Origin of the sequence: Nocardia sp. NPDC101769 (assembly GCF_044766925.1) — a bacterium.
Taxonomy (GTDB): Bacteria; Actinomycetota; Actinomycetes; order Mycobacteriales; family Mycobacteriaceae; genus Nocardia.
This window is the reverse complement of the sequence record NZ_JBIWMX010000022.1, coordinates 78,394-104,938: the sequence shown is the minus strand read 5'-3', so window position 1 is coordinate 104,938 and position 26,545 is coordinate 78,394. Positions and strand designations below refer to the sequence as shown.

General features: G+C 68.3%; 28 protein-coding genes. 12 read left to right on the top strand and 16 right to left on the bottom strand.

All coding sequences use genetic code 11. From position 1 onward, the window contains the following. Positions 1-107: 107 nt before the first annotated feature. The 3 genes from ACIRRA_RS29620 (at position 108) to ACIRRA_RS29610 (ending at position 3,516) form a co-directional block, all read left to right on the top strand. Entirely contained in the window at positions 108-884 is a 777-nt protein-coding gene (locus ACIRRA_RS29620; RefSeq protein ID WP_402774754.1) for an LLM class F420-dependent oxidoreductase, read from the top strand. 83 nt (positions 885-967) lie between these two features. Beyond that, positions 968-2,794, top strand: coding sequence for an ABC transporter substrate-binding protein/permease (locus ACIRRA_RS29615; RefSeq protein ID WP_402774752.1), 1,827 nt, complete (start codon positions 968-970; stop codon positions 2,792-2,794). Then, entirely contained in the window at positions 2,791-3,516 is a 726-nt protein-coding gene (locus ACIRRA_RS29610) for an amino acid ABC transporter ATP-binding protein (protein ID WP_402774749.1), read from the top strand. Before ACIRRA_RS29615 ends, ACIRRA_RS29610 begins: the two co-directional genes overlap by 4 nt. Before the next feature lie 16 nt (positions 3,517-3,532). Here the strand turns inward: ACIRRA_RS29610 and ACIRRA_RS29605 are convergent, their stop codons facing one another. Next, positions 3,533-4,273, bottom strand: a complete 741-nt coding sequence (locus ACIRRA_RS29605) for a glycoside hydrolase family 25 protein (RefSeq protein ID WP_402774747.1) — start codon at positions 4,271-4,273, stop codon at positions 3,533-3,535. A 104-nt stretch (positions 4,274-4,377) separates the two neighbouring features. Further along, positions 4,378-5,718, bottom strand: coding sequence for an MGH1-like glycoside hydrolase domain-containing protein (locus ACIRRA_RS29600; protein ID WP_402774744.1), 1,341 nt, complete (start codon positions 5,716-5,718; stop codon positions 4,378-4,380). Positions 5,719-5,871: 153 nt separating this feature from the next. Here ACIRRA_RS29600 and ACIRRA_RS29595 point away from each other — a divergent pair, with 153 nt between their 5' ends. The 3 genes from ACIRRA_RS29595 to ACIRRA_RS29585 all read left to right on the top strand — a co-directional run bounded on the left by ACIRRA_RS29595 (position 5,872) and on the right by ACIRRA_RS29585 (position 8,368). Then, positions 5,872-6,576 carry an SDR family oxidoreductase gene (locus ACIRRA_RS29595; RefSeq protein WP_402774741.1) on the top strand — a complete coding sequence of 235 codons (705 nt, stop codon included), beginning with the start codon at positions 5,872-5,874 and terminating at the stop codon, positions 6,574-6,576. Between the two features lie 136 nt (positions 6,577-6,712). Continuing rightward, a complete protein-coding gene (locus tag ACIRRA_RS29590; protein ID WP_402774739.1) occupies positions 6,713-7,516 on the top strand; it encodes a polysaccharide deacetylase family protein in 804 nt (267 codons plus the stop codon). A 57-nt stretch (positions 7,517-7,573) separates the two neighbouring features. Continuing rightward, complete coding sequence (locus tag ACIRRA_RS29585; RefSeq protein ID WP_402774736.1) at positions 7,574-8,368, top strand: polysaccharide deacetylase family protein; 795 nt, start codon at positions 7,574-7,576, stop codon at positions 8,366-8,368. A 62-nt stretch (positions 8,369-8,430) separates the two neighbouring features. Here the strand turns inward: ACIRRA_RS29585 and leuS are convergent, their stop codons facing one another. Continuing rightward, the gene (leuS, locus tag ACIRRA_RS29580; RefSeq protein ID WP_402774885.1) at positions 8,431-11,304 is read right to left on the bottom strand and encodes a leucine--tRNA ligase; all 2,874 of its coding nucleotides are present in this window, start codon (positions 11,302-11,304) and stop codon (positions 8,431-8,433) included. 170 nt (positions 11,305-11,474) lie between these two features. On the opposite strand from leuS, the gene ACIRRA_RS29575 reads away from it, so the two are divergent. Further along, entirely contained in the window at positions 11,475-11,879 is a 405-nt protein-coding gene (locus tag ACIRRA_RS29575; protein WP_402774734.1) for an SdpI family protein, read from the top strand. A gap of 3 nt (positions 11,880-11,882) precedes the next feature. Here the strand turns inward: ACIRRA_RS29575 and ACIRRA_RS29570 are convergent, their stop codons facing one another. Genes ACIRRA_RS29570 through ACIRRA_RS29550 form a run of 5 tightly spaced genes read right to left on the bottom strand, consistent with a single transcriptional unit; the run spans position 11,883 to position 14,965 of the window. Continuing rightward, on the bottom strand, positions 11,883-12,314 hold the full coding sequence (locus tag ACIRRA_RS29570) for a GNAT family N-acetyltransferase (protein WP_356995977.1): 432 nt from the start codon (positions 12,312-12,314) through the stop codon (positions 11,883-11,885). Positions 12,315-12,341: 27 nt separating this feature from the next. Next, entirely contained in the window at positions 12,342-12,752 is a 411-nt protein-coding gene (locus tag ACIRRA_RS29565) for a hypothetical protein (protein ID WP_402774731.1), read from the bottom strand. Positions 12,753-12,759: 7 nt separating this feature from the next. Continuing rightward, on the bottom strand, positions 12,760-13,110 hold the full coding sequence (locus tag ACIRRA_RS29560; protein ID WP_402774729.1) for a hypothetical protein: 351 nt from the start codon (positions 13,108-13,110) through the stop codon (positions 12,760-12,762). Next, the gene (locus ACIRRA_RS29555; RefSeq protein ID WP_402774726.1) at positions 13,107-14,015 is read right to left on the bottom strand and encodes a DUF692 domain-containing protein; all 909 of its coding nucleotides are present in this window, start codon (positions 14,013-14,015) and stop codon (positions 13,107-13,109) included. Before ACIRRA_RS29555 ends, ACIRRA_RS29560 begins: the two co-directional genes overlap by 4 nt. After that, complete coding sequence (locus tag ACIRRA_RS29550) at positions 14,012-14,965, bottom strand: TIGR04222 domain-containing membrane protein (RefSeq protein ID WP_402774723.1); 954 nt, start codon at positions 14,963-14,965, stop codon at positions 14,012-14,014. The genes ACIRRA_RS29555 and ACIRRA_RS29550 overlap by 4 nt, the downstream gene beginning before the upstream one ends. Positions 14,966-15,069: 104 nt before the next feature. Between ACIRRA_RS29550 and ACIRRA_RS29545 the strand changes: the two genes are divergently transcribed. Further along, complete coding sequence (locus ACIRRA_RS29545) at positions 15,070-16,038, top strand: bile acid:sodium symporter family protein (protein WP_402774720.1); 969 nt, start codon at positions 15,070-15,072, stop codon at positions 16,036-16,038. On the opposite strand, the gene ACIRRA_RS29540 is transcribed toward ACIRRA_RS29545, so the two are convergent. From ACIRRA_RS29540 to ACIRRA_RS29525, 4 genes are read right to left on the bottom strand one after another with little or no spacing between them, the layout of a single operon-like run. Further along, entirely contained in the window at positions 15,992-17,191 is a 1,200-nt protein-coding gene (locus ACIRRA_RS29540; RefSeq protein WP_402774718.1) for an aminotransferase class I/II-fold pyridoxal phosphate-dependent enzyme, read from the bottom strand. The genes ACIRRA_RS29545 and ACIRRA_RS29540 overlap by 47 nt on opposite strands. Next, on the bottom strand, positions 17,188-18,231 hold the full coding sequence (locus ACIRRA_RS29535) for a 3-oxoacyl-ACP synthase III family protein (protein WP_402774882.1): 1,044 nt from the start codon (positions 18,229-18,231) through the stop codon (positions 17,188-17,190). The genes ACIRRA_RS29540 and ACIRRA_RS29535 overlap by 4 nt, the downstream gene beginning before the upstream one ends. 10 nt (positions 18,232-18,241) lie before the next feature. Next, positions 18,242-18,919: an SRPBCC family protein gene (locus tag ACIRRA_RS29530; protein WP_402774716.1), complete on the bottom strand. Its 678-nt coding sequence runs from the start codon at positions 18,917-18,919 to the stop codon at positions 18,242-18,244. Positions 18,920-18,922: 3 nt separating this feature from the next. Next, on the bottom strand, positions 18,923-20,626 hold the full coding sequence (locus tag ACIRRA_RS29525) for a thiamine pyrophosphate-binding protein (RefSeq protein WP_402774713.1): 1,704 nt from the start codon (positions 20,624-20,626) through the stop codon (positions 18,923-18,925). A 138-nt stretch (positions 20,627-20,764) separates the two neighbouring features. On the opposite strand from ACIRRA_RS29525, the gene ACIRRA_RS29520 reads away from it, so the two are divergent. From ACIRRA_RS29520 to ACIRRA_RS29510, 3 genes are all read left to right on the top strand, one after another. Continuing rightward, entirely contained in the window at positions 20,765-21,268 is a 504-nt protein-coding gene (locus tag ACIRRA_RS29520; protein ID WP_402774710.1) for an EXLDI protein, read from the top strand. A gap of 118 nt (positions 21,269-21,386) precedes the next feature. Next, positions 21,387-22,346: an ATP-binding cassette domain-containing protein gene (locus ACIRRA_RS29515; protein ID WP_402774707.1), complete on the top strand. Its 960-nt coding sequence runs from the start codon at positions 21,387-21,389 to the stop codon at positions 22,344-22,346. Next, positions 22,343-23,167 (top strand): ABC transporter permease, encoded by an 825-nt coding sequence (locus ACIRRA_RS29510; RefSeq protein ID WP_402774705.1) that lies wholly within the window; start codon positions 22,343-22,345, stop codon positions 23,165-23,167. Before ACIRRA_RS29515 ends, ACIRRA_RS29510 begins: the two co-directional genes overlap by 4 nt. 56 nt (positions 23,168-23,223) lie before the next feature. Here ACIRRA_RS29510 and ACIRRA_RS29505 read toward each other — a convergent pair whose 3' ends face one another. From ACIRRA_RS29505 to ACIRRA_RS29495, 3 genes are all read right to left on the bottom strand, one after another. Beyond that, positions 23,224-23,940 carry a zf-HC2 domain-containing protein gene (locus ACIRRA_RS29505; RefSeq protein WP_402774702.1) on the bottom strand — a complete coding sequence of 239 codons (717 nt, stop codon included), beginning with the start codon at positions 23,938-23,940 and terminating at the stop codon, positions 23,224-23,226. Next, on the bottom strand, positions 23,937-24,443 hold the full coding sequence (locus ACIRRA_RS29500; RefSeq protein ID WP_402774699.1) for a sigma-70 family RNA polymerase sigma factor: 507 nt from the start codon (positions 24,441-24,443) through the stop codon (positions 23,937-23,939). The genes ACIRRA_RS29505 and ACIRRA_RS29500 overlap by 4 nt, the downstream gene beginning before the upstream one ends. 173 nt (positions 24,444-24,616) lie before the next feature. After that, on the bottom strand, positions 24,617-25,231 hold the full coding sequence (locus tag ACIRRA_RS29495; RefSeq protein WP_356995964.1) for a YqgE/AlgH family protein: 615 nt from the start codon (positions 25,229-25,231) through the stop codon (positions 24,617-24,619). Between the two features lie 125 nt (positions 25,232-25,356). On the opposite strand from ACIRRA_RS29495, the gene ACIRRA_RS29490 reads away from it, so the two are divergent. Then, positions 25,357-26,118, top strand: a complete 762-nt coding sequence (locus ACIRRA_RS29490) for a lysophospholipid acyltransferase family protein (RefSeq protein WP_402774696.1) — start codon at positions 25,357-25,359, stop codon at positions 26,116-26,118. A gap of 32 nt (positions 26,119-26,150) precedes the next feature. Here ACIRRA_RS29490 and ACIRRA_RS29485 read toward each other — a convergent pair whose 3' ends face one another. Further along, on the bottom strand, positions 26,151-26,474 hold the full coding sequence (locus ACIRRA_RS29485) for a GNAT family N-acetyltransferase (protein ID WP_402774693.1): 324 nt from the start codon (positions 26,472-26,474) through the stop codon (positions 26,151-26,153). Positions 26,475-26,545 lie beyond the last annotated feature (71 nt).

Sequence of the window (26,545 nt, the reverse complement as noted above, 5' to 3'; positions counted from 1 at the left end):
CCCTTCACCGGCAGGAACGTGCCGGACGATCCGTAGTAGAGGGGTCGGCCCAGAGCGTAGCGGAGGGGCAGAATGGGGCGCAGTGATCACCGACGGAGGAGCACCTCATGACCCGACCGGTTCGTATCGGAGTTCAGTTGCAGCCCCAGCACGCGCCCAACTACGGATTGATCCGGGACGCGGTGCGGCGGTGTGAGGACATCGGCGTCGACATCGTCTTCAACTGGGACCACTTCTATCCGCTGTCCGGGGACCCGGAGGGCGCGCACTTCGAGTGCTGGACCATGCTGGGCGCGATCGCCGAGCAGACCGAGCGGGTGGAGCTCGGCGCGCTGGTCACCGGCGGTGGCTACCGGAATCCCGATCTGCTGGCCGATATGGCCCGCACCGTGGACCACATCAGCGACGGGCGCCTCATTCTCGGTATCGGCGCGGGCTGGTTCCAGAAGGACTACGACCAGTACGGCTACGAATTCGGCACCGCCGGAAGCCGGCTGGCGCTGCTGAAGGATTCCATGGCCCGCCTCACCGACCGGCTGGCCAAGCTGAATCCGCAGCCGGTGCGCGACATCCCCATCCTGATCGGCGGCGGCGGTGAGAAGAAGACGCTGCGGCTGGTCGCCCAGTACGGCGATATCTGGCACAGCTTCTCCGATATCGACGTGCTGCAGCGCAAGATCGGCATCCTGGGCGAACACTGCGCCGAGGTCGGCACCGACCCCGCCGCCATCGAGAAGTCCGTGGCCTGGCCGGGTCTGGATCAGGTGGAGAGCTACGCGAACGCGGGCGTGACGCTGTTCACGGTGGGCTCGGGCGGGCCGGACTACGACATGAGCCGGATCCAGGAGGCCGTGGCCTGGCGGGATGGCTTCAACCAGCGGTAGGGACGCGCCTGAACTGTGATTCCGCCGAATCAGGCCGAGGCTGACTCTGGCATGGCGGACCACCCCCACTAGGGTGGTCTGCCATGATTTCTTTGCGGCAGCGCCCAGGTCGTCCTCCGCGCTTGCCGGCATTGGCGGGAGTTGTGCTGGTCGGCCTGCTCGGGATCGCGACGCTCGGGGCGGGCAGCGCCGGTGCCGATTATCGCGATCTGTGCTCGCCGCCCGGCCAGGCCGCGACCAGCGCCGCACCGACCAATCTGGCGTCCGAACAGCAGAACGCGGGCGCGGACCGGTTCACCACGGCAACCACCGAGCCGCTGGCCAAGATCGATATCAGCAAGCTGGGCCTGCTCACGCCCGGCAAGCTCAGCGTCGGCACCCTCTCCGACGCGCCGCCGAGCATCTGCGTCAACTCCAAGGGCGTGTTCACCGGCTTCGACAACGAGCTGCTGAAGGCCATCGGCGCCAAGCTCGGCCTGCAGGTGGAGTTCACCGGCACCGAGTTCGCGGGCCTGCTGGCCCAGGTCGCCAACGGCCGCTTCGACATCGGCTCCTCCAGCATCACCACCACCGACGCGCGGCGGCAGCTGGTCGACTTCACCAATGGCTACGACTTCGGCTACTTCTCGCTGGTGGTGCCGAACGGCAGTGCCATCAGGGGATTCGCGGATCTGCGCCGGGGCAGTCGGGTCGGCGTCGTGCAGGGCACCGTGCAGGACGAGTACGTCATCAACGAACTGCACCTGGACCCGGTGAAGTTTCCCGACTACAACACCGCCTACGCGAATCTGAAGACCGGCCAGATCGACGCATGGGTCGCGCCGTCGCAGCAGGCCATCGGCGCCATCAAGCCGGGCGATCCGACCTCGATCGTGCAGAACACCTTCAGTGTCAACAACTTCACCGCCTGGGCGGTGCGCAAGGGCAATCAGCCGCTCACCGACGCGCTCGATGCCGGGCTGGATGCGGTCATCGCCGACGGCACCTACGCCAAGCTGTACGAGGACTGGGTGCCGCGCGAGTTGCCGCCGGGCTGGAAGCCGGGCTCCAAAGCCGTTGCGGCGCCGCAGCTGCCGGACTTCGCCAAGATCGCGGCCGAGAACGCCGGCAACCGGCCCGACAACAGCGCGGTGCAGCCGAAATCCACGCTGCGGCAGCTGAAGGACACCTTCTTCGACTGGTCGCTGTACCGCAAGGCATTCCCCGATCTGATCAAGACCGGTCTGCCCAATACCCTGATCCTGGCGCTGGTCTCGGGCCTGCTGGGCACCGTGCTCGGCATGCTGCTCGCGGTGGCGGGCATCTCCCGCACCCGCTGGTTGCGCTGGCCCGCACGGGTTTACACCGACATCTTCCGCGGCCTGCCGGCCGTGGTGATCATCCTGATCATCGGCCTGGGTGTGGGTCCGGTGGTCAAGAACGTCACCGGCAACAATCCCTACTGGCTGGGCGCGATCGCGCTGGCGCTGCTGGCCGCCGCCTACATCGGTGAGATCTTCCGCTCCGGCATCCAGTCGGTGGAAGCCGGACAGCTGGAGGCCGCCCGCGCCATCGGTTTCGGCTACCGGCACGCCATGACGCTGGTGGTGGTCCCGCAGGGCGTGCGCCGGGTGCTGCCAGCGCTGATGAACCAGTTCATCGCGCTCATCAAGGATTCCTCGCTGATCTACTTCCTGGGCCTGCTGGCCACCCAGCGCGAACTGTTCGCGGTGGGCCGGGATCTCAACGCGCAGACCGGGAATCTGTCGCCGCTGGTGGCGGCCGGCTTGATGTACCTGCTGCTGACCGTGCCGCTCACCCACCTGGTCAACTACATCGACAAGCGCATGCGCGACGGTCGTCCCCAGGGCGGCGGCGATCCCGCCGACCCGGTCGAACAGGCCGTCATCACGGAAGGGCGTGGAGCATGAGTGCCTCCCTCACCGGCACCGGCCTGCGATTGACGCTGGGCCGCAACGAGATTCTGCGCGGCGTGGACGTGCACGTGGACGCCGGCAAGACCACCACGGTGATCGGGCCGTCCGGCTCCGGCAAGTCCACGCTGCTGCGGGTGCTCAACCGGCTGCACGAGCCCGACTCCGGCGACATCCTGCTGAACGGCGCCTCGGTGCTGGGCGAGAACCCGGACCGGCTGCGGCAGCGGATCGGCCTGGTGTTCCAGCACTTCAACCTGTTCCCGCACATGACGGTCGCGGACAATATCGCGCTCGGCCCGCGCAAACTGCACGGCCTGTCCAAGGAGCAGGCGCGCACGCTGGCGGTGCAGCAGTTGGAGGCGGTCGGCCTGGCCGGCAAGGCGGATGTGCGCCCGGCCAACCTGTCCGGCGGTCAGCAGCAGCGGGTGGCCATCGCGCGGGCGCTGGCCATGAAGCCCGACATCATGTTCTTCGACGAGGCCACCTCGGCCCTGGATCCCGAACTGGTCAAGGGCGTGCTCGCGCTCATGTCCGAGCTCGCCGGGGGCGGGATGTCCATGATCGTGGTGACCCACGAGATGAGCTTCGCCCGTTCGGTTTCCGATCAGGTGGTGTTCATGGATCACGGTCAGGTGGTCGAAACCGGCAAGCCCGAGGCGCTTTTCGAGAACGCGGAAACCCCGCGGCTGCGCCAGTTCCTGTCGCAGGTGCTGTGAAGGACTCCCGGAGCGGCTAGCTGCTGCCGCGTCCACTCCCGCTGAAGGGCATATTGGCGTAGCGGGTGAAATCGCCCTGGGCGCCGCTGTAGACATTGAGGTCGACGCCCGCGCCGATGCCGGGGATGGAGCCGGAATCGGTGGTCTGCCAGAAGGACCAGGCGGGCCAGCCGCCGGGGACCTCGGGCTGGTCGTTGCCGCGGTAGTCGGCGATCCACAGCGGATAGGACGTGAACTGGTTGGTATCGGCCATGGCCGTCTGCCAGAAGCGCGGATAGGTGTAGATGATCGGGCGGCGGCCGGTCATGGCCTGCACGGTGTTGAGATAGCGGTGGGTCCAGTCGATGAGGGCGTCGGGCGGCAGCCCGCCGGAGTTCTCGAGATCCAGCACCGGCGGCAGGTCCAGCGGGCCGTTCTGGCCGAGCACCAGCGCCGAGTAGAAGGCGGCCTGCGGCTCGGGCGGCAGGTTGGGGCGCGCGAAATGGTATGTGCCGCGCGCGACTCCGGCCACCCGCATGGACATGCTGTCCTGCACGAAGAACGGGTTCACGTAGCTGAGGCCCTCGGTGGCCTTGAGCATGGCGAACTGGTATCCGGCCGCGCGCACGCCGAACCAGTTGATGCCCCCGCCGCCGGGGTGCTGATACGAGGCCACATCCGGGCCCTGAATATCGGCGGCGGCCACCCCGGCGGAGGTTGCCATCAGGATGCCTGCAGCCGCGACAGTGATCACTTTCTTCAGGCTTCGTCCGGTCATGGCCAAAAAGGCTAGGCCGACCGGCTGCTATAGCCGTGAAAGCAGGGCCGTTATGTGCGCCAATTGTTAGCTGTAGGTCGGTCGGTCCTGCCGCCCGCGGTCGGTCAGCCCAGCCAGTCCAGCACCGACGCGGCGGTCCAGGACTGCTGCATGCTGCCCAGCGGCTCGCCGGTGAAGGGCTCGTAGTACTCCGCGAAACTGCCGTCGCTGGCCTGTCGCAGCCCTTCGGCGCGCAGCATGAACGAGCGTTCCGCCCAGCCGCGGCGGGCGAAGACCCAGGAGAACAGCCAGCTGATCACCGGCCACACCGGGCCGCGCCAGTACTCGCGCGGGCGGAAGTCCTTGGACACCGGGGAGGTCGAGGGCGGCAGCGCGTAGCGCAGATCCGGATGCCCGCACCAGCGCGGGCCCTCGAACAGGCGCAGCAGCCGCCGTTCGGCATCGCGCGGCAGTCCGCCGCTGAGCAGCGGCGCGAAGAGGGCCAGGGTCTCGGTGTCGATCCACTGGTCCGCGCGCACATCGAAGTCGCGCGCCGCGCCGGTGCGGGCATCGGTGGTGGCGACCACGCCCGCGCGGAAGTAGTCGGCCCACTCGTAGAGCTCGCGTACATCCGCGTGCGGCTGCTTGTAGTCCTCGCCGATATTGGCCAGCACATCGCAGGCCAGCGCGAAGATTGCGGTCACGAACACGTCCTCGACCGCGAAGCTCATGGTCGAGGCCAGCTGGTAGTCGTCGTAGCCGGCCCGGCGCATCTGCTCGACCAGCCACAGGTAGCGGTCGTACTCGCGGTCCGAGGGCCGCTGTGTGGGATCGCCCACCACCTGGGTATCGGCGCGCTCGTAGGGCGGCAGGTCCGGACCGGGAATCACGTTCTCGTAGGCGCGATCCCAGCGCGGCGAATTGTCCATGCCGGATTCCCAGCCGTGGTACAGCGTGATCCGGCCGTGCTGCTTGGGGTCACGGGCGTAGGCCAGCCAGCGGTGCCAGCGCATGAGATCGGGCCAGCGCCGGTTCAGGAAGTCCTCGGCGACCGCGCGGGTGCTGCGGCCGTGCCGGCGCGAGTGATCCAGAATCCGTTGCACCGCAATGGCATGCACCGGCGGCTGGGTGATTCCCGAGGTGTCCGGGCCGTCGGGGGCGTCGGCGGCCAGGCGGCGGCATTCCCAGCGCGCCGGTCCGGGGAAGTAGCCGTCCACGCCATTGGCGAAGACGATGTGCGGGATCATCCCGTTGCGCCACTGCGCCGAGAGCAGGGTGTCGAGTTCGAGCGCGGCGCGCTCCACACTGAGCGGGGCCAGCCCGACCGCCACGAAGGCCGCGTCCCAGCTCCACATGTGCGGATACAGCTTGGGCGCGGCGCTGGTCATGGTGCCCAGGTCATTGCCGCGCAGCAGGTAGGCGGCGCGGGCCGCGAGCTGGGTAGGCGTGAATCCCGGGTGTGTCATCGCCCTATTCTGCGCCGCCACCCGCAGGTATGCGCGATGGGCGGGCGGGTCCTGATCGCCAGATTGCACTTCGGTCGCCTTCTTGTGGTCAGCTAGCGGTAGTGTGCCCGACCGGAGCATCGTGGGCCGAGGTCACGCGGTTACGGTCATCGCATGGCGAATTCCGCGAAATCCAGCACCGACCAGCCGACCGCGCTGATCACCGGAGCCAGCCGGGGGCTCGGCGCGGCCATTGCCCGCGAACTGGCGCCCACGCATCGGCTGCTGCTGGGTGCGCGCACGCCCCGGGCCCTGGAACCGATACTGCGTGAACTGCCCGGCAGCGCCGGATGGCCGGTGGATCTCACGGACTACGCCGCGGTAGCGCGCGCTGCAGCGGGCATCGAACGGCTGGATGTACTTGTGCACAATGCCGGAATCGCCGACCTGGGAACGATAGCCGATTCCTCGGTGACGCAGTGGCGGAATACGTTGGAAGCCAACCTGATCGCGGTCGCGGAGTTGACCAGGGTGTTGCTGCCCGCGCTGCGCGCCGCCAACGGCCATGTGGTGCTGATCAATTCGGGAGCCGGGCTGCGGGCCAATCCGGGCTGGGGCGTGTACGCGGCCAGCAAGTTCGGGCTGCGCGCCTTCGGCGACGCGCTGCGCCTGGAGGAGCCCGCACTGCGGGTGACCTCGGTGCATCCCGGGCGCATCGACACCGACATGCAGCGCGAGATCATCGCGGGGGAGCGGCGCGAGTATCAGCCGGGCGAATTCCTCAGGGCCGAAACGGTTGCCCGCGCCGTGCGGCAGGCTGTCGAGACCCCGCGTGACGCGCATCCCACCGAAATCGTGCTGCGCCCCATCCCACACTGAGAGCAGCCTTAAATTCTGTGCTGAATTTCGATCATTTCGCACAGAATTGGTGCTCAGTTCACGGCGCGTAGATATAACAGGTAGGCCCTGCGAGGGAGGCGAGGCGCAGAATACATCTTCGGAGCGAACGACAGAGATGGATAGACGACAGTTGCTCGTGATGCTCGCCGCGGGTACTGCGGCGGTGCTGACCGGCTGCTCCGCGGAGTCCGGCCCCTCCCACAAGGTGACGCCGCGCATCAGCGGACCTGCCGGAACATCGTCGGCGGGACCGACTCCGAAGGCGCTCGCCGCGCCGCCGGTCACGCAGAAATCCCGCATTCCCGCCGGGACGATTACCGGATTGCCCGGCACCGGCAACAATTTGGCACTCACCGTCGACGACGGGGCCGATCCGGATGTGGTCGGGGCGTATATCGAATTCGCCAAGGACACCGGGGCGCGGTTCACCTTCTTCGTCACCGCGAATTACGACTCCTGGACCACGCACCGCGCCGCTTTGCGACCGCTGGTGGAGGCCGGGCAGATCCAGCTGGGCAATCACACCTGGGACCACCCGGATCTCACCAAACTGTCCGCTACCGACGTGGCCTCGCAGCTCACCCGGGCAAAGACGTTCCTGCGCAATACCTTCGGCGTGGACGGGACGCCGTATTTCCGTCCCCCTTACGGCCGCCACAATGCTACGGTCGACAAGGTGGCAGCGGATCTCGGATACACCGTCCCCACCATGTGGTACGGCTCGCTGTCCGACTCCGGTGTCATTACCGAGGACTATCTGATCGAGTGTGCGCGAAAGTATTTCAATGCGCAGGCCATCGTCATCGGACATGCCAATCATCCCGCCGTGACGCACTGCTATGACCGTCTGGCCGAGATCATCCGGGAGCGCAACCTTTCCATGGTGACGCTCAACGATGTGCTTGTCTCGCCGACATAGCCGGTTTTCGCTGGGGGAGCGGAATTTTCAACCGTAGTGAATTGAATGAGGGTCGCAATGGACAGACGACGGCTGCTGACGATGCTGGCGGCGGGTACGGCCGCCACCCTGCTGGGCACGGGCGAATCGCGCGCCGACTTCCCCTTCGACACCGGATCCGCCGGCGGAACTATTCCCCAGCTGCCCGGGATGCCGCAGGTGACACCGGATTTCGGACCCAAAACGCCGATCGGCCCGGGCACCATCACCGCGCTGCCGGGCGACGGAAACCACATGGCGCTCACCATCGATGACGGCGCCAGCTCCGAAACCATCCGCGGCTTCATCGATTTCGCCCGGGATACCGGGGCCCGGCTCACCTTCTTCGTGACCGCCTACTATCCCGGCTGGCTCGACCACCGGGATGTGCTGCGCCCCCTGGTCGACTCGGGGCAGGTCCAGCTCGGCAACCACACCTGGGACCACCCGGACCTGACCAAGCTGTCCGGCGGCGCCATCGCCGACCAGCTCGGGCGCTGCAAGGACTTCCTCTGGAACCAGTACGGCACCGACGGCACGCCCTACTACCGCCCGCCCTACGGCCACCACAACGGCAGCGTCGACGCCGTCGCCGCCGACTGCGGCTACACCGTCCCGACCATGTGGTATGGCACTCTGAACGACACCAATCCGGTGATCAACGACGGCATGGTCCTCGATGCCGCGCGCCAGTGGTTCCGGGCGCAGTCCATCGTCATCGGCCACGCCAACCGGCCGACCGTCACCCACCTCTACGACCAGCTCACCGACATCATCCGGGAACGCAGCCTGCAGCTGGTCACCCTCAACGATGTCCTGATTCCGCCCCGGTAGAACTGTGCCGCAGCTGAATTCGGCCCGGTGCGCGGTGCGCACCGGGCCGAACGCCGGTCAACTCAGGCGACGATGTTCACCAGGCGGCCGGGCACCACGATGATCTTGCGAGGCGTCTTGCCGCCCAGCAGTTCCGCGATCTTCTCGTCCGCCAGCGCGGCGGCTTGGACCGCGGCCTGGTCGGCGTCGGCGGCGACGCTGACGCGGCTGCGGACCTTGCCGTTGACCTGGATCGGGTACTCGACCGAATCCGCCACCAGCAGTGCGGGATCCGCGACCGGGAAGGGGCCGTGGGCCAGGGCCGTGGTGTGGCCCAGACGCTCCCACAGCTCCTCGGCCACGTGCGGGGACATCGGGGCCAGCATCAGGACCAGGGGTTCCACCAGCGCACGGGGCGCGCCGTCGCCGTAGTTCTTGGTCAGGAAGTTGGTCAGCTCGATGAGCTTGGCGCCCGCGGTGTTGTCGCGCAGGTTGGCGTAGTCGTCGTCGACACCGGCGATGGTCTTGTGCAGCAGGCGCAGGGCCTCGGCCGACGGCTCGCCATCGGTGACCTTCACCGCGCCGGTCTCCTCGTCCACCACCAGTCGCCACACCCGCTGCAGGAAGCGGTGCGCGCCCACGACATCCTTGGTGGCCCAGGGCCGCGAGGTGTCCAGCGGGCCCATCGACATCTCGTAGAAGCGGAAGGTGTCGGCGCCGTACAGGTCGCACATCTCGTCGGGGGAGATGGCGTTCTTCAGCGACTTGCCGATCTTGCCGTACTCCTGGAAGACCTCCTCCTCCACGCCGGAGGCATTGGTCCAGAAGAACTTTCCGTCCCGCTCCACGATCTCCGCGGCCGGCACGTAGGCGCCGCGCGCGTCGGTGTAGGCGTAGTCCTGGATGTAGCCCTGGTTGAACAGGCGGCGGTACGGCTCGGAGCCGGACACGTCACCCAGGTCGAAGAGCACCTTCTGCCAGAAGCGCGCGTACAGCAGGTGCAGCACCGCGTGCTCCACGCCGCCGACGTACAGGTCCACGCCGCCCGGATCCTTCGGGCCGTGCTCGGCCGTGCGCGGGCCCAGCCAGTACTGCTCGTTCTCGGGGGCGCAGAAGGTTTCGGTATTGGTCGGGTCGGCGTAGCGCAGCTGGTACCAGGAGCTGCCCGCCCAGTTGGGCATGACATTGGTGTCGCGGCGGTACTTCTTGACGCCGTCGCCCAGGTCCAGTTCGACGTGCACCCAGTCGGTGGCCTTGGCCAGCGGCGGGGACGGCTCGGAGTCGGCGTCGTCCGCGTCGAAGGTGACCGGCGCGAAGTCGTCGATCTCCGGAAGACGCACCGGCAGCATGGATTCCGGCAGCGAGTGCGGCGCGCCGTCCTCGTCGTAGACGATCGGGAACGGCTCGCCCCAGTAGCGCTGACGCGCGAACAGCCAGTCGCGCAGCTTGTACTGGACGGTGCCCCTACCGTGGCCGCTGGCCTCCAGCTCGGCGATCACCCTGGCCTTGGCGGACTCGATGTCCATGCCGTCGATGTAGCCGGAGTTCACCATGACACCGTCACCGGCGTGGGCCGCCTCCGAGACATCACCGCCCGTGACGACCTCGATGATGGGCAGGCCGAAGGAGGTGGCGAACTCCCAGTCGCGCGGGTCGTGGCCGGGGACGGCCATGATCGCGCCGGTGCCGTAGCCGCTCAGCACATAGTCGGCGATGAATATCGGCACGCGTGCGCCGTTGACCGGGTTGGTGGCGTAGGAGCCCAGGAAGACGCCGGTCTTCTCCTTGTTCTCCTGCCGCTCCAGATCCGACTTGGCGGCAATCGACTTCCGGTAGGCCGCAACGGCTTCCGCGGGGGTGTCGGCGTTGCCGAGGGTCCAGCGCGCGTCGGTGCCGGAGGGCCAGGTGGCGGCGGTCAGCTTGTCGACCAGCTCGTGCTCGGGGGCCAGCACCACGTAGGTCGCTCCGAACAGAGTGTCGGGGCGGGTGGTGAAGACCTCGATCAGATCCGCGCCAGCCTCGAACTTGACCTGCGCGCCCCGCGAGCGGCCGATCCAGTTGCGCTGCATGGCCTTCACGTTCTCCGGCCAGTCCAGCCCGTCCAGGTCGTCGACCAGGCGATCGGAGTAGGCGGTGATGCGCATCATCCACTGCCACAGGCGCTTACGGAACACCGGGAAGTTGCCGCGCTCGGAGCGGCCGTCCGCGGTGACCTCCTCGTTGGACAGCACGGTGCCCAGGCCCGGGCACCAGTTGACCATCGAATTCGTCTGGTAGACCAGGCGATGGGAGTCGATGGCGGCATTGCGCTCGGACGGGGACAGCTCGTTCCAGGCGCGGCCCTCGACGGCTTCCCGCTTGCCGGCCTCGAATTCGGCGATCAGCTCCGCGATCGGGCGGGCCTTGCCCAGGCCCGTGTCGTACCAGGCGTTGTAGATGCGCAGGAAGATCCACTGCGTCCACCGGTAGTACTCGGGATCGGTGGTGGCGAAGGTGCGGCGGCGGTCGTGGCCCAGGCCCAGGCGGTCCAGCTGCCGCTGCATGGTGGCGATATTCGCCATGGTGGTGTCGCGCGGGTGCGCGCCGGTCTGCACCGCGTACTGCTCGGCGGGCAGGCCGAAGGCGTCATAACCCAGGGCGTGCAGCACATTCCGGCCGTGCATGCGGTGGTAGCGGGCGAAGACATCGGTGGCGATGTAGCCCAGTGGGTGACCGACGTGCAGGCCCGCTCCCGACGGGTAGGGGAACATGTCCTGGATGAACAGCTTGTCGGCCGGGGTCTCGCCCTGCAGCGGTCCGACCGGGTTGGGCGCGTAGAACGTGCCGCGTTCCTGCCAGTTGCCCTGCCACTTCTGTTCGATGCGGCCGGCGAGATCGGCGTTGTAGCGGTGTGCGGGAACGTCGCCGCCCCCACCCGCGGTCGCGGTGGGTGTTTCGGATGCACGGGTGTCCTGCACGGTCCTGCCTTCTTTGTCCAGCCAATCCCCGATAAGGTCGTTCACCAGGGTAAAACGTCGCCGTCCTGCATCCCAAAAAGGGTCCATGCAGCATCGATCGCTTCTGGGCAGTGCCGCGAACCCGCCGGAGCGAAGCGGAGGCAAATTGGACCCCGTGTAGCGTGAGCCGGGTGTTCGTCGTGGCGCTGATCCTCTTTGTCCTCGCGGCTGTGGCCGTGGTCACGGGCGTGCTCGGATTCACTGGGACGCTGCCGGGCAACCGGTATTTCGGGGTGCACTCCGAGGCCGCGGTGAAGACCGAGGAATCCTTCAAGCTGGCCAACCGGGTGGCCGCGCCGACCTCGGTCGTGGCGGGTCTGCTGCTCGCGGCCGCCGGTGCGGTCGCACTGGTCGCCGGTGGTATCGCGGCCCTGGTCGTGGCCGTGGTGGCTGTGGTCATCGCGGTGTTCACCCTCGGCGCCGGAGCGGCCGCCGCCGAGAAGGCGCTCGCCGCCGCGTTCCCGGAGGAGAAGGTCGGCGGCTGCGGCAGTGCCTGTGGCGCCTGCTCGTTGCGGGACGCCTGCGAGACCGCCTAGGTCTCAGTTCGCGAGCGACCTGCGCATCCAGATGTGCGGAATGCCCGCGTCCATGCCGATCTCGCCGTACGCCTCGTACCCGAGCTTCTCGTAGAAGCCCTGCGCGTGGGTCTGCGAATGGAGTTCGACCGCGCCCAGGCCGCGCTCGCGCACCCGCTCCTCGATGGCGCGCACCAGCGCCACGCCGAGCCCGGTGCCGCGCGTCTCCGCCAGCACCGCCAGCCGCCCGAGCACCCCGACACCGTCCCGTACGATCAGCCGCCCGGCCCCGGCCGGCCTGCCGTCCAGCCGCGCCAGGAAATGGTCGGCCGTCTCGTCGAGCTCGTCGATCTCGATGTCCGCGGGCACGCCCTGCTCGTCCACGAAGACCTTCATGCGCACCGCGTAGGCGTCCGCCAGTTCCTGCTCGGTGCCGACGGTGACGACTTCGATCATGTGCCCAGCTTGCCTCAATGATCCGGATCACTTGCCGAGGGGTTCGCCCGCGCACGCGGGCGGCGGGATGCTGCGAGCGAGCGGGCTCCCCTTCGGATTCACGTACAAGACGGTCAGTTTCACCGGTCGCGGGCCGCTGTTGCGGGCCAGGTGCGCGTGCCCGGGACCGCTCGGTTCCCGGAAGACCCGCCACGGCCGGATGGTGACCGGGGTGCAATCGGCTTTCGGATGATCCAGCGCACCGCCGGTGACCAGTACGAACAGGGTCCCGTCGTGGTAATGCCACCCGGACTGCCCACCGGGCGCGAGGACCGTCTGCCGCAGCACGAAATCCCAGCGCGCCAGCCCGAATCGAAGCAGGATCCGGCTGGCCGTCCGGGTCGCCGGGGCCGGATTAGGCCGATAGCCGTGCCGTGGATCGCGCGTGAGGAAGGCCACCCACGCATCATCGTCCGCGGCGGCCGGGCCACCGTGGCCGCCTGCCGGGTTTCGGCCGCGGATCGGGTAGTCCGAGGTCACGGGCGAAGGCCGCGGCGTCCTCGGTGGTGGTGGTCTTCGGCCGGGTGCGCGCCCAGTCCAGGTAGCGGGCCCGGAAGTCGGGTCCGGCGGCCTGTGCCAGGCGCGGGAAGCGCCGCGCCACCTCCTCGGCCCGCTTGTGCAGCAGGCCGTGCGCGGTGGCGGCGAGATCGTCCGCGTCGAAACCGGGCGGCGGCCGGTCACCGGCGACCAGCGCTCGCACCACGGCCGCCTGCTGCTCGGCGAGTGTCCCCGCCGTCCGGGGCGATTCGATGGTCACGCCGGGATCACCTCCGGGCGCAGGGTAATGGGCGGGCGGCCGGAGGCCGTGGCGATGGCGTTCAGTTCCGCGGTGAGTTCGGTTGCGGGCGGGTAGTTTCCGTCGCGTTCCAGCATGAGGGGGACGGCGTGGCCGGCCGTGAACTCGGCGACCAGGGCCAGCACCTCGGCGGGGACGGGGTGGACATGGGTGTCGATGTAGCGGCCGCCGGACTCGTGGCCGCCCGCGATATGGCAGTACGCCACCCGTTCGGCGGGCAGGCGCAACAGCTCCGTGAGCGGATCACGTGACGTATTGCGGGCATTGGCATAGACATTCGCGATATCGAGCAGGAGGTGGCACCCGGTACGCTCGACAAGCTCCTGGAGGAACTCCGCCTCGGTGTACTCGGCGTGCGGCCATTCGAACAGCGCCGCGATGTTCTCCACCGCCAGCGGCACATCCAGCTGACGGCTCGCGCGGAATATATTGCGCTCCAGGGCATCCAGCGCCTCGCGGGTGCGCGGCACCGGCAGCAGGTGCCCGGCCTCCAGGCCGCCCGCGCGCACGAAGGCGATGTGCTCGCTCACCAGCGGCGCACCCAGCGCCCGCGCGCAGTCGGCGAGATGCGAGACCCGCCGGTCGTCCACCGCTTCCGCACCGCCGAGCGACAGCGAAATACCGTGCGGCACAGCTGGAATGCCCCCGGCCACCAGCGCGGCCAGCTCCTCGGGCACGTCGACGCCGGGCTGGGAGCCGCGACCGCGCCGGAGGATCGTGCCGGCCCGGCCGCCGGAATCCCTGGGCGCCAGCGTTTCCGCGATAACCTCGCAGAATCCGATGCCCTCCAGCACGGCCACCAGACCGCAGATCTCGCGCCGCCAGCCGATGCCCAGCGATCCCTCGGGAAGTGGTGAACCGGTCATCCGCCGCAGCCTCCTCCGCAGCTGCTGCCGCAGCTGCTACTGCTGCCGCAACTACTGCCGCTGCTGCAACTGCTACTGCTACTGCTGCAAGTGCTTCCGCTGTCACTGCTGCTGCAGGAGCTGCCGTCACTACCGCCGCCACCACCGGTCACTACGTTGGCTGCGCCCGCGAGCGCCGGGTCGAGGGTCCACAACACCATCCCGCCATAGAGCGCCACGGCGAGCGCGGCACTGTCGGGTCCGTAGGCGGAATAGGCGGGAGAGTTGGCGGGCCGCAGATGCCGGTTGCCGGCCTGGGCGGCGGCGAGGGCGTCGCGGCCGCGCTGCGTCAGGCGCGGCGGCCGGCCCACCGCGAGGGTGAGGACCGCCAGCACGATCATGGCGAACACCAGGAAGCCGACCGCATGATGGGCGGCCGCGCCCGCGATCAGCCGGACCAGTCCGAGCGCGAGCAACCCGAAGAGTGGAAACCGCGCTGTCCGCAGGGCTTTTCGTTGCTTCTCGCCGAACAGATAGCCGCGCTCGGTGAGGTAGCCGCGCAGCGCCATCGACACCCCGGCGGTTCCGACGAGCATGCCGGGCATGCGCGCCTGCCGGGATCTGTCCAGGTGCGCGTACAGCGCGCGGGAGATCGGATCCAGGTGCTGCTCCTCGGCGGCGGTCAGCGGCCGGACCGGCATGCCGGTGGAGTCGATGATCTGATGGCCGCGCAATTGCGCCAACCCGGCCAGCACCGGACGCCGGTCGTCGACCAGCATGGCGGATTCGCTGGGGCGCAGCGGCCCGGCCGGTGGCCAAGCCGGGTCGACCGCCCGCATCACCGCCGCGCGCCGTGCGTAGGCGAATACGACCGCGGAAAGGCCGGCGAGGACATAGAACAGGAGGAAGGCCGGGCCGGATATCCCCCACGTATTGGTAGCGGCCGCAGCCGCGTCGGTCCGAAGGACCATGGCGATTCCACCTCGGGAGTCGTCGTGACTGTCGATTACCACCAGTATCGCGGCAGCGCGGGTGTTGTGTTATCCCAACGAAGCGAGGTGTTTAGCCTGTTTCGGTGCGATTTCTCAGCAAGTTCTATATAGACGGGTTCATCCTGTCGATCCTTGCGATGGTCGTCCTCGCCAGTATCTTCCCGGCTCGGGGCGAGGCGGCCGAGGTCGTGAGCTGGCTGACGAAGATCGCCATCGGATTCCTGTTCCTGCTCTACGGTGCGCGCCTGGCGCCGCGGGAGGCGATCGCGGGCCTCAAGCACTGGCGACTGCACCTGACCGTGCTGGTCTGCACATTCGTGCTCTTCCCCGTGATCGGCCTGGCCGCCCGGGTGCTGGTGCCGCATGTGCTGACCAGCGATCTCTACACCGGTGTGCTGTTCCTGTGCCTGGTGCCGTCCACGGTGCAGTCCTCGATCGCCTTCACCTCCATCGCCAAAGGCAACGTGGCGGGCGCGATCGTGAGCGCCACGGTGTCGAACCTGCTGGGCGTCTTCCTGACTCCCGCACTCGTGATCCTGCTCATGAACACCACCGGGCAGGCGAGCGTGGACCCGTCCGCGGTGGTGGACATCGTGCTGCAGCTACTGGTGCCGTTCTTCCTGGGCCAGTTGATCCGGCCGAAGGTCAAGGGTTTCCTGGCCCGCTACGCCGAGCCGACCAAGCTGGTGGATCGCGGGTCCATCCTGCTGGTGGTCTACAGCGCCTTCAGCGCGGGCATGGTCGAGGGTATCTGGCATGCCATGTCGCCGTGGCGGATTCTGCTGCTGGCCGTGGTGTGCTGCGCGATTCTGGCCATCGTGCTGGTCGCCACCGGATTCCTCGGCGAGGCGGTGCGATTCGATCGCGCCGACCGGATCGTGGTGGTGTTCTGCGGATCCAAGAAGAGCCTGGCCACCGGGCTGCCCATGGCGACGGTGCTGTTCGCGGGGCATTCGGTGGGACTGGTCGTGTTGCCGCTCATGATGTTCCACCAGATTCAGCTGATCACGTGTGCCGCCCTTGCGCAGCGGTGGGCTCGTAGCGCGCCGTGAGCGAGAGCAGCCGGCTGTCCTCGTGCCGCAGCGAACGGGTGCCCGCCGAGGGCCGGGCGGCCAGCGCGTGTAGCACGGCCCGGTCCGAACCCGGATCGCCCACCGCGATGCGGGCGCTGCCGTCCGGGTAGCGCTTGGCCACGATTCCGGCGCGCGCCAGCGCGGGCGCGATATCGCGGCCGGGCAGGTACAGGAAGTTGGCGCTGCTGCGCGGCACCCGGATGCCGCCGCGCCGCAGTTCGGCGCGCAACAGTTCGCGTTCGGTGGTGATGCGCAGAATCCGTTCGCCCAGTTCGGCTTCCGCGGTATAGGACGCGCGCACCGCGGCCACCGCGGTGGCGGGCACCCCGAAGGGCAGTTGCAGCCGATGCACCCGGTGCACCAGTCCCGCCGCGCCGAACGCGTAGCCGATGCGCAGCCCGGCCAGGCCGTAGGCCTTGGAGAAGGTGCGCAGCACCAGCACATTGGGGTGCCGGTCGATCAGCTCGACGGCGTCGAGAGTGTCATTCGCACCGAGGAATTCGACGTACGCCTCGTCCAGGATCACCGGCACTCGCGGTGGGACGGAATACAGGAACGCCTTCACTTCGCTGGCCGGGAGCACTGTTCCGGTCGGATTGTGCGGTCGGCACACCGCGATCAGCCCGGTGCGCTCGTTCACCGCGCGGGCCATGCCCCACAGGTCCTGGCGGCCGTGGCTGTCCAGCGGCACCGCCACCGGCCGCAGCCCGGTCATGGTCGCCATGATCGGGTAGCCGTCGAAGGTCGGTGTGGCGTAGATGAATTCGGCTCCGGCGCGGGGGAGGGTCTGCATGACCTGCATGGCCACCCCGGTCGCGCCGGAACCCACCACCACCTGGTCGGCCGAGACGCCGAGGTGATCGGCCATCAGCCGCGGCAGCCGCCGGGGCAGGAATTCCGGATACCGGTTCGCCTTGCCGAGGCAGTCGTCGAGCGCGGCGATGACCGAAGGCAGTGGCGGAAACGGGTTTTCGCTCAGGCTGAGGTCGTAGCGGATGGTGTCCGCGCCGTGCGGGTCGACGGTGGCGGAACAGCCCGCCAGCTCGGAACCTCGCAATCCCGTCGGCCAGGACACCGGCGCCACGATCCCCGCCGCGGGCCGCCTGCGCTCCCCCGCACCGGGGCGGGTCATCGAGCCGCGCCCCAGCGGACCGCCGCCGCTCCCGCGAAGTCCCCGGCGTGGGCGAACGCCGCCATCAGCACCACCGAGCCGTTGCGTAGCCGCCCGGCCCGGTTCTCGGCGTCCAGGGTCACGGGAATGCCCGCGGCGAACAGGTTTCCGCAGCTGTCGAAGGTGTCCGGGTGCCGTTCGGGCGGCAGTTCCATCGCCTCGTTCCAGTTGCGCAGGAACAGCCGGTTGGGCTGGTTCGTGACGAAGGTGTCGATATCGCGGGACTTCACCCCGATGCGTTTGCACACCGCGTGCGCCACCTCGGGCACCAGCCGATTGCCGCGCGTCATCACCTTGGCCACCTTGGATTCGGTGAAGGTGACGCAGCCCTGGCCCTCGCCCGGCTCCCAGTACTTGCGTTCGCCATTGGTGCTGAACTCCATGTCGCCCGCGAACTCCGGATAGGTGCGGCACTCGATATCGAGGATCGGCGCGGAGCTGTTCTTGACGAGGAGCCCGACCCCGCAGCCGTCGCCGGGAACGGGAGCCTGCGCGAGCCCGCGGATATCGGGCTGGGTGAACACCGGGCCCGCGCAGTTCTGAGTACAGGCGATGAGCGCGGTGCGCGCGTCGGTCGTCTGCAGGATCATGCGGGCCATCCACATCATGTGGACGAAGGCCGCGCAGCCGCCGTTGTGGATGTCGAACACCCAGCGCGGCTTCATATCCAGCCGTCGCGCCACCTCCGGCCCGGCGCCCAGCACCGGATTGTCGGGCAGCTGGGTATGGGTGAGCAGGATGTCGACATTCGAGATCTCCTGTGCCCCATGGCGTTCGATCAGCGGTGCGACGGCTCGCTCCACCATGTCCACGGCGGTCTCGTCGCGGCCGACGTGATGGCGGCCACTGGGAGCCCGGAACATGACGTTCTTGGCCATCCGGTCCGAGCGGGAGAACTGGGTGAAGTACTCGGTGCCGACCGGGTCGCCGGGCAGATAACCGGAGACATCGACCAGACTGACGGGCGGCGCCATCCGGAGGGCGGGGTCGGTGAAGTCCATGGCGCTCAACTCACTTCTTTCCCGAGGGGTTCCGCATCCAGTCGGGTTTGATGGGCAGGCCGTGCGAGGCGCGGTATTCCGCGATGGCCCTGAGGTTGTCGAGCTCCAATTGGTGCCCGGCGGAGAACATTTCCCAGAAGTCGCCCACCCACACCTTGCGCTTGTCGGGCGCGGTGTCCTTGTAGGGGTTCTTGTCGTAGAACGGGTGGTGGCAGTTCGTCCACAGCACCACCGAACCGGGTTTGTCGAACACCACCTGGGCGTCGATCACCCGCATCAGGTAGATCATCCACAGGTGGTCGCTCTGGTCCCAGGCGCAGTGGTAGTCCACGGTCATGGCGTCGGGATTGGCGACGGTGCGGGTGTAGATCCTGGTGCTGTCGCCCAGCCGGTCGTGCGACACCCACAGCCCGGGCTCCTCGGTCTCGGTGAATCCGCGCAGGCTGTAGGTCCACTCCTCCAGGCACCGGGTGTCGGCGAGGTACTCGTACAGCTCCCGCGGCGGCGCTGCGATGAACCCCTGGACCGGGCAGAAGTCGCCGAAGATCTGGTCGTGCGGATACACCGATCGCAGCATGTCCAGGATGATCGGGGTGGTGGCCTCGCGATCGGAGTTCTCGATGCGCAGCAGGCCGGGTACGTCGGCTTCCGGAATGTCACTGAGGGCGGGCAGGGCGCTGGTGGTCACGGGTTACCTCCCGGGTGGCGTCAGGAACGGTGTGAACGGCGGGATTTCGTCGGGATCGCAGTCGATCGCGACGAACGACGGTCCCGGGCGGTCGGCGCAGTGCCGCAGTGCTGCGGCCAGCTCGGCCCGGTTCTCCGGTGCGTGGGTGCACAGATCCGGGAACATGGCGGCCATCCCCGCGCCCGGATACGCGGGACGAAATCTGTTGAAGCTGTAGCGATCCCCGTAGTACAGCTGCTCGCGCGTGATGCACATGGCGTGTGCGTTGTTGTTGAGAACGATGAAGGTGATCGGCAGCCGGTGTTCGACCGCGGTGTGAATCTCCATGCCGTGCATGAAGAACGCGCCGTCGCCCGCGATGACGTAGGTGCGCCGCTGCCCGCCGTCCGGGCGGCGGTGCCGGGTGAAGGCCGACCCGATCCCGGCCCCGAAGGCATAGCCCATGCCGCCCATGCCGAGCGCCACCGTGAAGCGCCCGTGCCGTGGCAGCCGCAGGTGATGCACCACGGCCGCACCGGTATTGCCGGCGTCGGCGAAAACGTCCGAGCCCGGGGGCAGCGCGTCGTTGATGGTCTCCACCACCTCGCGATAGCGCAGCCCGGGACCGTCGGAGGGCGGCACGGGCAGCGGGGTCAGAGTGGGCTCGCCGGACGGGTACGGCCGCAGCGGGATGATCCGCGCGTCGGTTTCGCCGTCGTGGGAATCCAATTCGCCGATCAGTTCGGCGAGGGTCTTGGCCAGGTCGTTGCTGTGCGCGTGCCCGGCGGGCAGGAACGGCGGCAGCGCGCCGATTCCGGCCAGCGGCACCGCCGCGAGCGCGTCCTCCAGCCCGGCCCGGGCGGTGACCGGCATGCGGGTGCCGATCAGCAGGCACAGCTCCGCGCCGCGCAGGACGTCGAGCAGTTCGGGATTGCCCATGCTGCCCGCGACCCCGCAGTAGCCGGGGTCCGCGTGGTGGTAGACGTCCTTGGCGTCGGGTGCGACCCCGACGGCGGCGTCCACGGCGGCGGCGAAGGCGGCCAGTTCGCCGCGGGCGTCGTCGCGGGCCACCTGGTCCCCGGCGATGATGACGATCTTGCCGACCGCTCGGGCGCGGCGCACGGTGTGCAGCACCCGCCACAGGTTCCCGATGTCGCGGCGGTAGGCGCGCGCGGGCGGCACGAAATCCGGGGCGACCAGGTCGGCCTGCTGAATGTCCTTGGGCAGCAACAGCACCGCGGGCCCGCCCCGGCGGGCGGCGGAGACCGCGCGGGCGAGGTGAGCGGGCAGGTCGGCGGGGGCCTCGACGCGGGCGCAGTAGTGCGAGATCGGCGTGTAGAGCGCGACCGCGTCGAAGGCGCCGGCCTGCCCACTCGTGTCCTGGAACGCGCCCCTGCCCTCCAGGACGGTCGGGGGCTGGCCGATCAGTGCCAGCACCGGCACCCGGGAGGCGAACGATTCGGCCAGCCCGGCGACGAGGTTCACGGCGCCGCCGCCGGAGGTCGCGCACACGACACCGAGGCCGGAGGTCGAACGCGCATACCCGTCGGCCATGGTGGCCGCGCCGAACTCATGCTTGGCCACCACGGCGGTGATCAGATCCCGATGATCGAAAGCCGCGTCGTAGAGGTCTTCGATATTTGCTCCGTCGACGCCGAATATGTGCCCGACGCCCAGCGCCGATACCGCCTTGACCAGCTGGTCAGCGACCCGTGTGCCGCTATGCATGGGCGCGTCCTTTCCGGTGGCAGCCACCGGTGCCCGAGTGCCTTCAACCGGGATACGGATGCGAGTCGTCAGCGGTTCAATCTCCGCGTTTCGCGACAGGTCTTGCAGTGTATGTATACGTCTACGTATAGTTGGTGCATGCCGAACAAGACGATTTACGTATCCGATGATGACCTGAAGCTGTTTCAGCGCGCGCAGGAGCTGGTGGGGGGCAATCTGTCGGGCGCGATCGTGACGGCACTGCGGCGCTTCATCGAGCTCGAGGAGGGCCGGCAACAGGGCTACGACGAGGTGGTCCTGAAGGTGGGCAAGGACGGCACCCGGCAGGTCCGGTTCTCCGGCACCCTGCTCACCCACTGGCACCAGATGGCCAACGAGCGCATCGAGGACATCCGGGTGTACCGCACCCGCAAGGGCGCGTATGCGGTACACAGCCACTTCTCCAACTGGTCGGAGTTCCCGACCGACACCAATTGGCGCCAGTGGCGTCGCTTCCTCGGTCTGGGCGAACAGGATTGGGGCGATTTCACCCTCGAGGTCTACGACACCATCGAGGACCTGCAGGGCAAGATTCCCGATCGCCTCTACGCCCGCGTCGTGGACGCCACCGAGCACTCGCAGGTCGAGGACCTCGATATCTGATCGAAAAACCCGGCAGCACAACCGAATAGCTGAAACCAAAACACTTTGATCGCAAGCCTCGGCGGTCACGGCCTGGATGACGTATGCATTCATGCCTATCCATTGATGAGAGGGAGACATGTACAACGACCCTGCACAGGCGGCCATCGCGGTCACCGGCCTCTGCAAATCCTTCGGCGAGCACATCGTGCTCGACCGCATCGACTTCACCGTCCCGGAGGGCAGCGTCTTCTCGCTGCTCGGCCCCAATGGCGCGGGCAAGACCACCACGGTCGAGATCCTGTCCACCCTGAAACCCGCCGACGGCGGCGAGATCAGTGTCGGCGGTTTCGATCCCGCCACCCAGCCCGACGGCGTGCGCTCGATCATCGGGGTCACCGGCCAGTTCTCGGCCGTGGACGAACTCCTCACCGGCCGCGAGAATCTCATTCTCATGGGCGACCTGCACCACCTGCCGCGCACCGAAAGCCGCAGGCTGGCAGCGGAACTGCTGGCCATCTTCGATCTGGAGGAGGCCGCCGACAAGATCGCCTCGAGCTACTCCGGCGGCATGACCCGCCGCCTGGACCTGGCCATGACCCTGGTCGGCGATCCGCGCATCATCTTCCTCGACGAGCCCACCGTGGGTTTGGATCCGCGCAGCCGCCGCGGCATGTGGGACATCATCCGCGACCTCACCGCGCGGGGCGTCACCATCTTCCTCACCACCCAGTACCTGGAAGAGGCCGACCAGCTGGCCGACCGCATCGCGGTCCTGCACCGGGGGCAACTGGTCGCCCAGGGCACGGCCGATCAGCTCAAGCGCATGGTGCCCGGCGGCTACATCCGCCTGGACTTCGGCGAGCGCGCCGAATTCGAATCCGCCGCACGGCTTTTCGGTGACGCCGCGCAGGTCAACGGTGACCTCACGCTGGCCATTCCGAGCGACGGCGCGGTGCGCTCGGTCCGCGAGGTGATCGACCGCCTCGACGCGGCCCGGGTGGAACCCGCGGGCCTGTCCGTGCACACCCCCGACCTCGACGACGTCTTCCTGGCCCTCACCGGCGGCCACGCTCCGGAGAAGGAGACCTCCAAATGAAGATTGCATCGCGTAGCGATTCCATCAGGGGCGGCGGTGGGGTGACGGTCCGGCCGACTCTGACCATGTCGTTCGCCGACTCGAAGACCATGCTGCGCCGGAACCTGGTGCACGCCAAGCGGTATCCGGGCATGACCTTCTCCTTGATCATCATGCCGGTGTTCCTGCTGCTGCTGTTCAACTACGTGTTCGGCGGTGCGCTGAAATCGGCCACCGGCGGCCGGTACATCGACTACCTGACGCCCGGCATGATGCTCATCATCCCGGCGTACATGGTCGCGGGCGTCGCGGTCGGCATGGCCACCGATATGACCAAGGGCATCATCAATCGCTTTCGCACCATGCACTTCTCGCACGCCTCGGTACTCACCGGGCAGGTGGTCGGCACCCTGATCCAGGGCATGCTGGGCGTGGTCGCCATGACGCTGATGGCCGTGGCCATCGGCTTCCGGCCGCACGCCAACCTGGTGGAATGGCTGGCGGCCTTCGGCCTCATCGGCCTGACCGTCTTCGCGCTGAACTGGCTCGGCGTCGGCTTCGGCCTGATCGCCCAGACCCCGGAGAGCGCGTCCAACATGCCCATGCCGATTCTGTTCCTGCCCTTCCTGGGCAGCGGCCTGGTGCCGACGGACACCATGCCGGCGGGGGTGAAGCAGTTCGCCGAGTACCAGCCCTTCACCCCGATCACCGAGACCCTGCGCGGGCTGCTGATGGGCGGGCCGATCGGGCACAACGGCATCCTGGCCATCGGCTGGTGCGTGGTGATCGGCGTGTTCGGATATTTCTGGTCCACCACGACTTTCCGGCGCAAGACCCGGTAGTCACGACGGTGCCGGACGGCGCGCTCCCACCCGGGGCGCGTCGTTCGCGCGCGTGCTCAGATGCCGGCTGCCAGCAGGACTTTCCCGGACCCGTTGCGAATCTCGACCGTCTTCAACTGCTCCGGCGAGACCGAGGTGGTGCCGTCCGGAGTCAGCGTCTGCCCCGGCTTGACCGTCCACTCGGCGAGCTTGGACTGCACGCCGTCGTTGCGGGTCACCCACAGCGACAGCGTCCACACGTACTCCTCGTCCGAGGACGGGTACTGGCACCACATGTCGACCCGGGTCTGGCCGTTGATCGACATCACCTTGAAGGTGGCCTGGATCGGGGTGTCGGTCTGCGGCTTCAGCGGACCCTGCGCCACCACCTGCTGCACGAAGGTCGGGCCCTCGTGCTGGGCCACGGTGGCGGTCACCGGAATCGCGATGGTCACCGCCGCGGCCGCCGCCGCCACTGCTCCGCCGATCGCTTCCCATCGCCCCCGGCGCCGCCGTTTGGCGGCCCGCGCCGCCAGGGTCGGCAGCAGCCGCTCGGGCGGCGGCGGCACGGTGGAGGGCGGATCGTCTTGCGCCGCAACCGACAACGCGGTCTCGGCATCCACCAGGGCCAGCAGGCCGGGCAGACCGGCCAGTTTCGACACGGCCGCTCGGCAGGACTCGCATCCGGTCAGATGCTCCTCGTACTCGCGGCGGTCGTCCCGGGCGAGAGCGCCGAGCACATACGCGCCGTCCCAGGTGGTGTAGCCAGCGCACGGTTCACGGCCCTCGGTCATCTCGTCACCCCCATCTCCTGCAGCACCAATCGCAATGCCCGCATGCCGTAGTGCATCCGGGACTTGACCGTGCCCTCCGGGATCTCCAGCTCCTCCGCGATCTGATGCGTGGACAGGCCCCGGTAGTAGGCACGGACGATTACGTCGCGGTGATCCATGCTCAGCCGCGCCAGCGCATCCGCCACCAGCCACCCGTCCAGCGTCCGATCCGTCTTGTCCGCTTCGGGTACCTCCGGCGGATGATCGGTGCGGAATTCGCGCCTGCTGCGCGCGCTGCGATGCTCGTCCACGGCCAGGTTACGGGCGACCGTGAAGAGCCAGGCCCGCGCCGAACTGGTGGACTGGTCCAGCACATTGGGCCGCTGCCAGGCGCGCAACAGGGTCTCCTGCACGATGTCCTCGGCCCGGCCCGGATCCCCGACCAGCCCGTAGGTGTACCTCCACAGCGCCGCCGCGTGCTCGTCGTACAGCGCGCGGAGCAAGGCCGCCTGGTCCTCCGGCATCGCGCTAACCCGCCTCTCCGCGCCTTCTGCCGACAGCCGGGTGCCGAACCGGTCGCGCACCGGACCGGCGGTGTGGAGCTGGTGGAGTGGGCGTACCCGGTGAGTTACCCATAGATCACCAGATCAGTCGTCACGTTCCGGAGGGAGTACATACCCATACCGGATTCACGATCCTAGTTGCGTTCCAGTTCGATCGGGTGGGTGGCCAGCAGGGACAGCGGCAGCGGCTGGCGGCGCAGGACGTGGGCCCAGAGGTCGATGCGGCCTGCCAGCGGGTCGGTGGGCAGGGCGGATAGGACGATCCAATCGCCGCGATCCAGTTCACCTTCCAGCTGCCCGAAGGTCCAGCCGGCGTAGCCCGCGAAGACCCGGATGCCCTCCACCAGACCCTCGATGCGGTCCGGATCGGAATCCAGGTCCACCAGGACCACCCGGCCGTCCACCCGGCGTACGCCGGTCAGCCCGGCGATGGACGCACCCACCTTGATGGTGGCCAGGCACAGCGCCGCATCGCGTTTCACCGGGCCCCCGATGTAGAGCGCGCGGGGGCCGGCGGCCAGTTCGGACCAGTTGGGGAGTACGTCGTGCAGGGCGGTGTCGCTGGGCTTGTTGAGGACCACGCCCCAGGTGCCGCCGTCATTGTGTTCGAGGATGTAGACCACCGACCGTCGGAACGACGGCTCGGTCAGATCGGTCGCGGACACCAGCAGGGTCCCTGGTCGAACCACCTGGTCCTCATGCCGGAATTCGCGTCGAGAACGGTCACCGTGTTCCTCTGCGCGTGCCACTCAGCCATCATCGCACTGACACAGACCAATTGCGTTGCATAATTTGCCGCTTACCCATTTGTGCCGCTGCGGGCCGCGAAAATCTTGTCCCGCATACCTTGCGGTTGGTAGCTAGGGTGGGCGCTATGGAACGCCCCGAGGTCGTACTAGAGAACAGCGACGCGGTCTACGACTTCTACCGTGACCACCAGCAGAACCTGTTGAAGGCGCGGGCGGCCTACTGGCTGCTGAGTCGTCGCTATCGCCCCCGGGTGACCTACGCGGCCGGGGCGCGGGACCGGCTGCGGGAGTTCATCTCCCAGCGGCGACCGCTGCTCATCGCGGTGAACCACCTCTCCCAGCTGGATCCGTACACCGTCGCCGCCGCGGCCTGGCGCAGCGCGTTGCGGCCGGTCATCGGGCACACCCGGGTGCTGGCCAAGGACGAGCTGTTCACCGAGACCAAGCTGCGCGAGCGCATCGACATGATGGGCGGCATCCCGGTCTTCCGGGGCAAGGACCACGGCCTGCGCGCGGTGAACGCGGCCGGGCAGCGCATGATCGACATCTGCGCCGAGCGCATGGCGCGCGGTGACGGGGTGGCGGTGTTCCCGGAGGGCACCTGCAACGACGTGGACCCCACCCAGGTGCAGACGGTCGGAACCGGCATCGGGCACATCGCCTTCCGGGCCAGGAAGCTCGGGGCGGAACCGGTGCTGGTGAGCCTGGGTCTGAGTTACGGCCCGCGGCTGGATCCCGCGGTGGAACCCACCAAGGAGGAGGCACGCTCGGCCAGCTTCTACTTCGGCATGCCCGTGGCGGAGCTGCCCACCAAGCCCGCCGAGATCACGCGGGTGGTACGCGAAGAACTGCAGAACGCACTGGACGGCGCGGTCAAGGCGTACTGATCGTCGGTGCCCTCGAGGAGTGCCGACCGCGATCACTGCTGGGGCAGGCCGAGCCTTTCCCTCGACCACTTCGGCACCAAAGCCAGGTACTCGGGCCGGGATTCGACGAAGTGGTGCACCATCGGGCACAGCGGCAGGATCCCGAACCCGTCGTCGCGGGTCTGGTCCAGCGCGCCCTGCACGATCTTGCGCCCGTACCCCAGGCCCTCGAACTGCGGGTAGACCTCGGTGTGCACGAAGGCCCGCTCCTCGGCGGTGTCCTGATAGGCCACGACCCCGGCGAGGTATCCGTCGACGTACAGCTCGAACCGATCCAGTGCGGCGTTCTTGCGGACCTCGATCGACTCACTCGACATGGGTGCGACGTTAGTCGTCCCGTGACGGCTATTTGATCGTTTGACCGAATGGTGGCGTCCGGAGCGTCGCT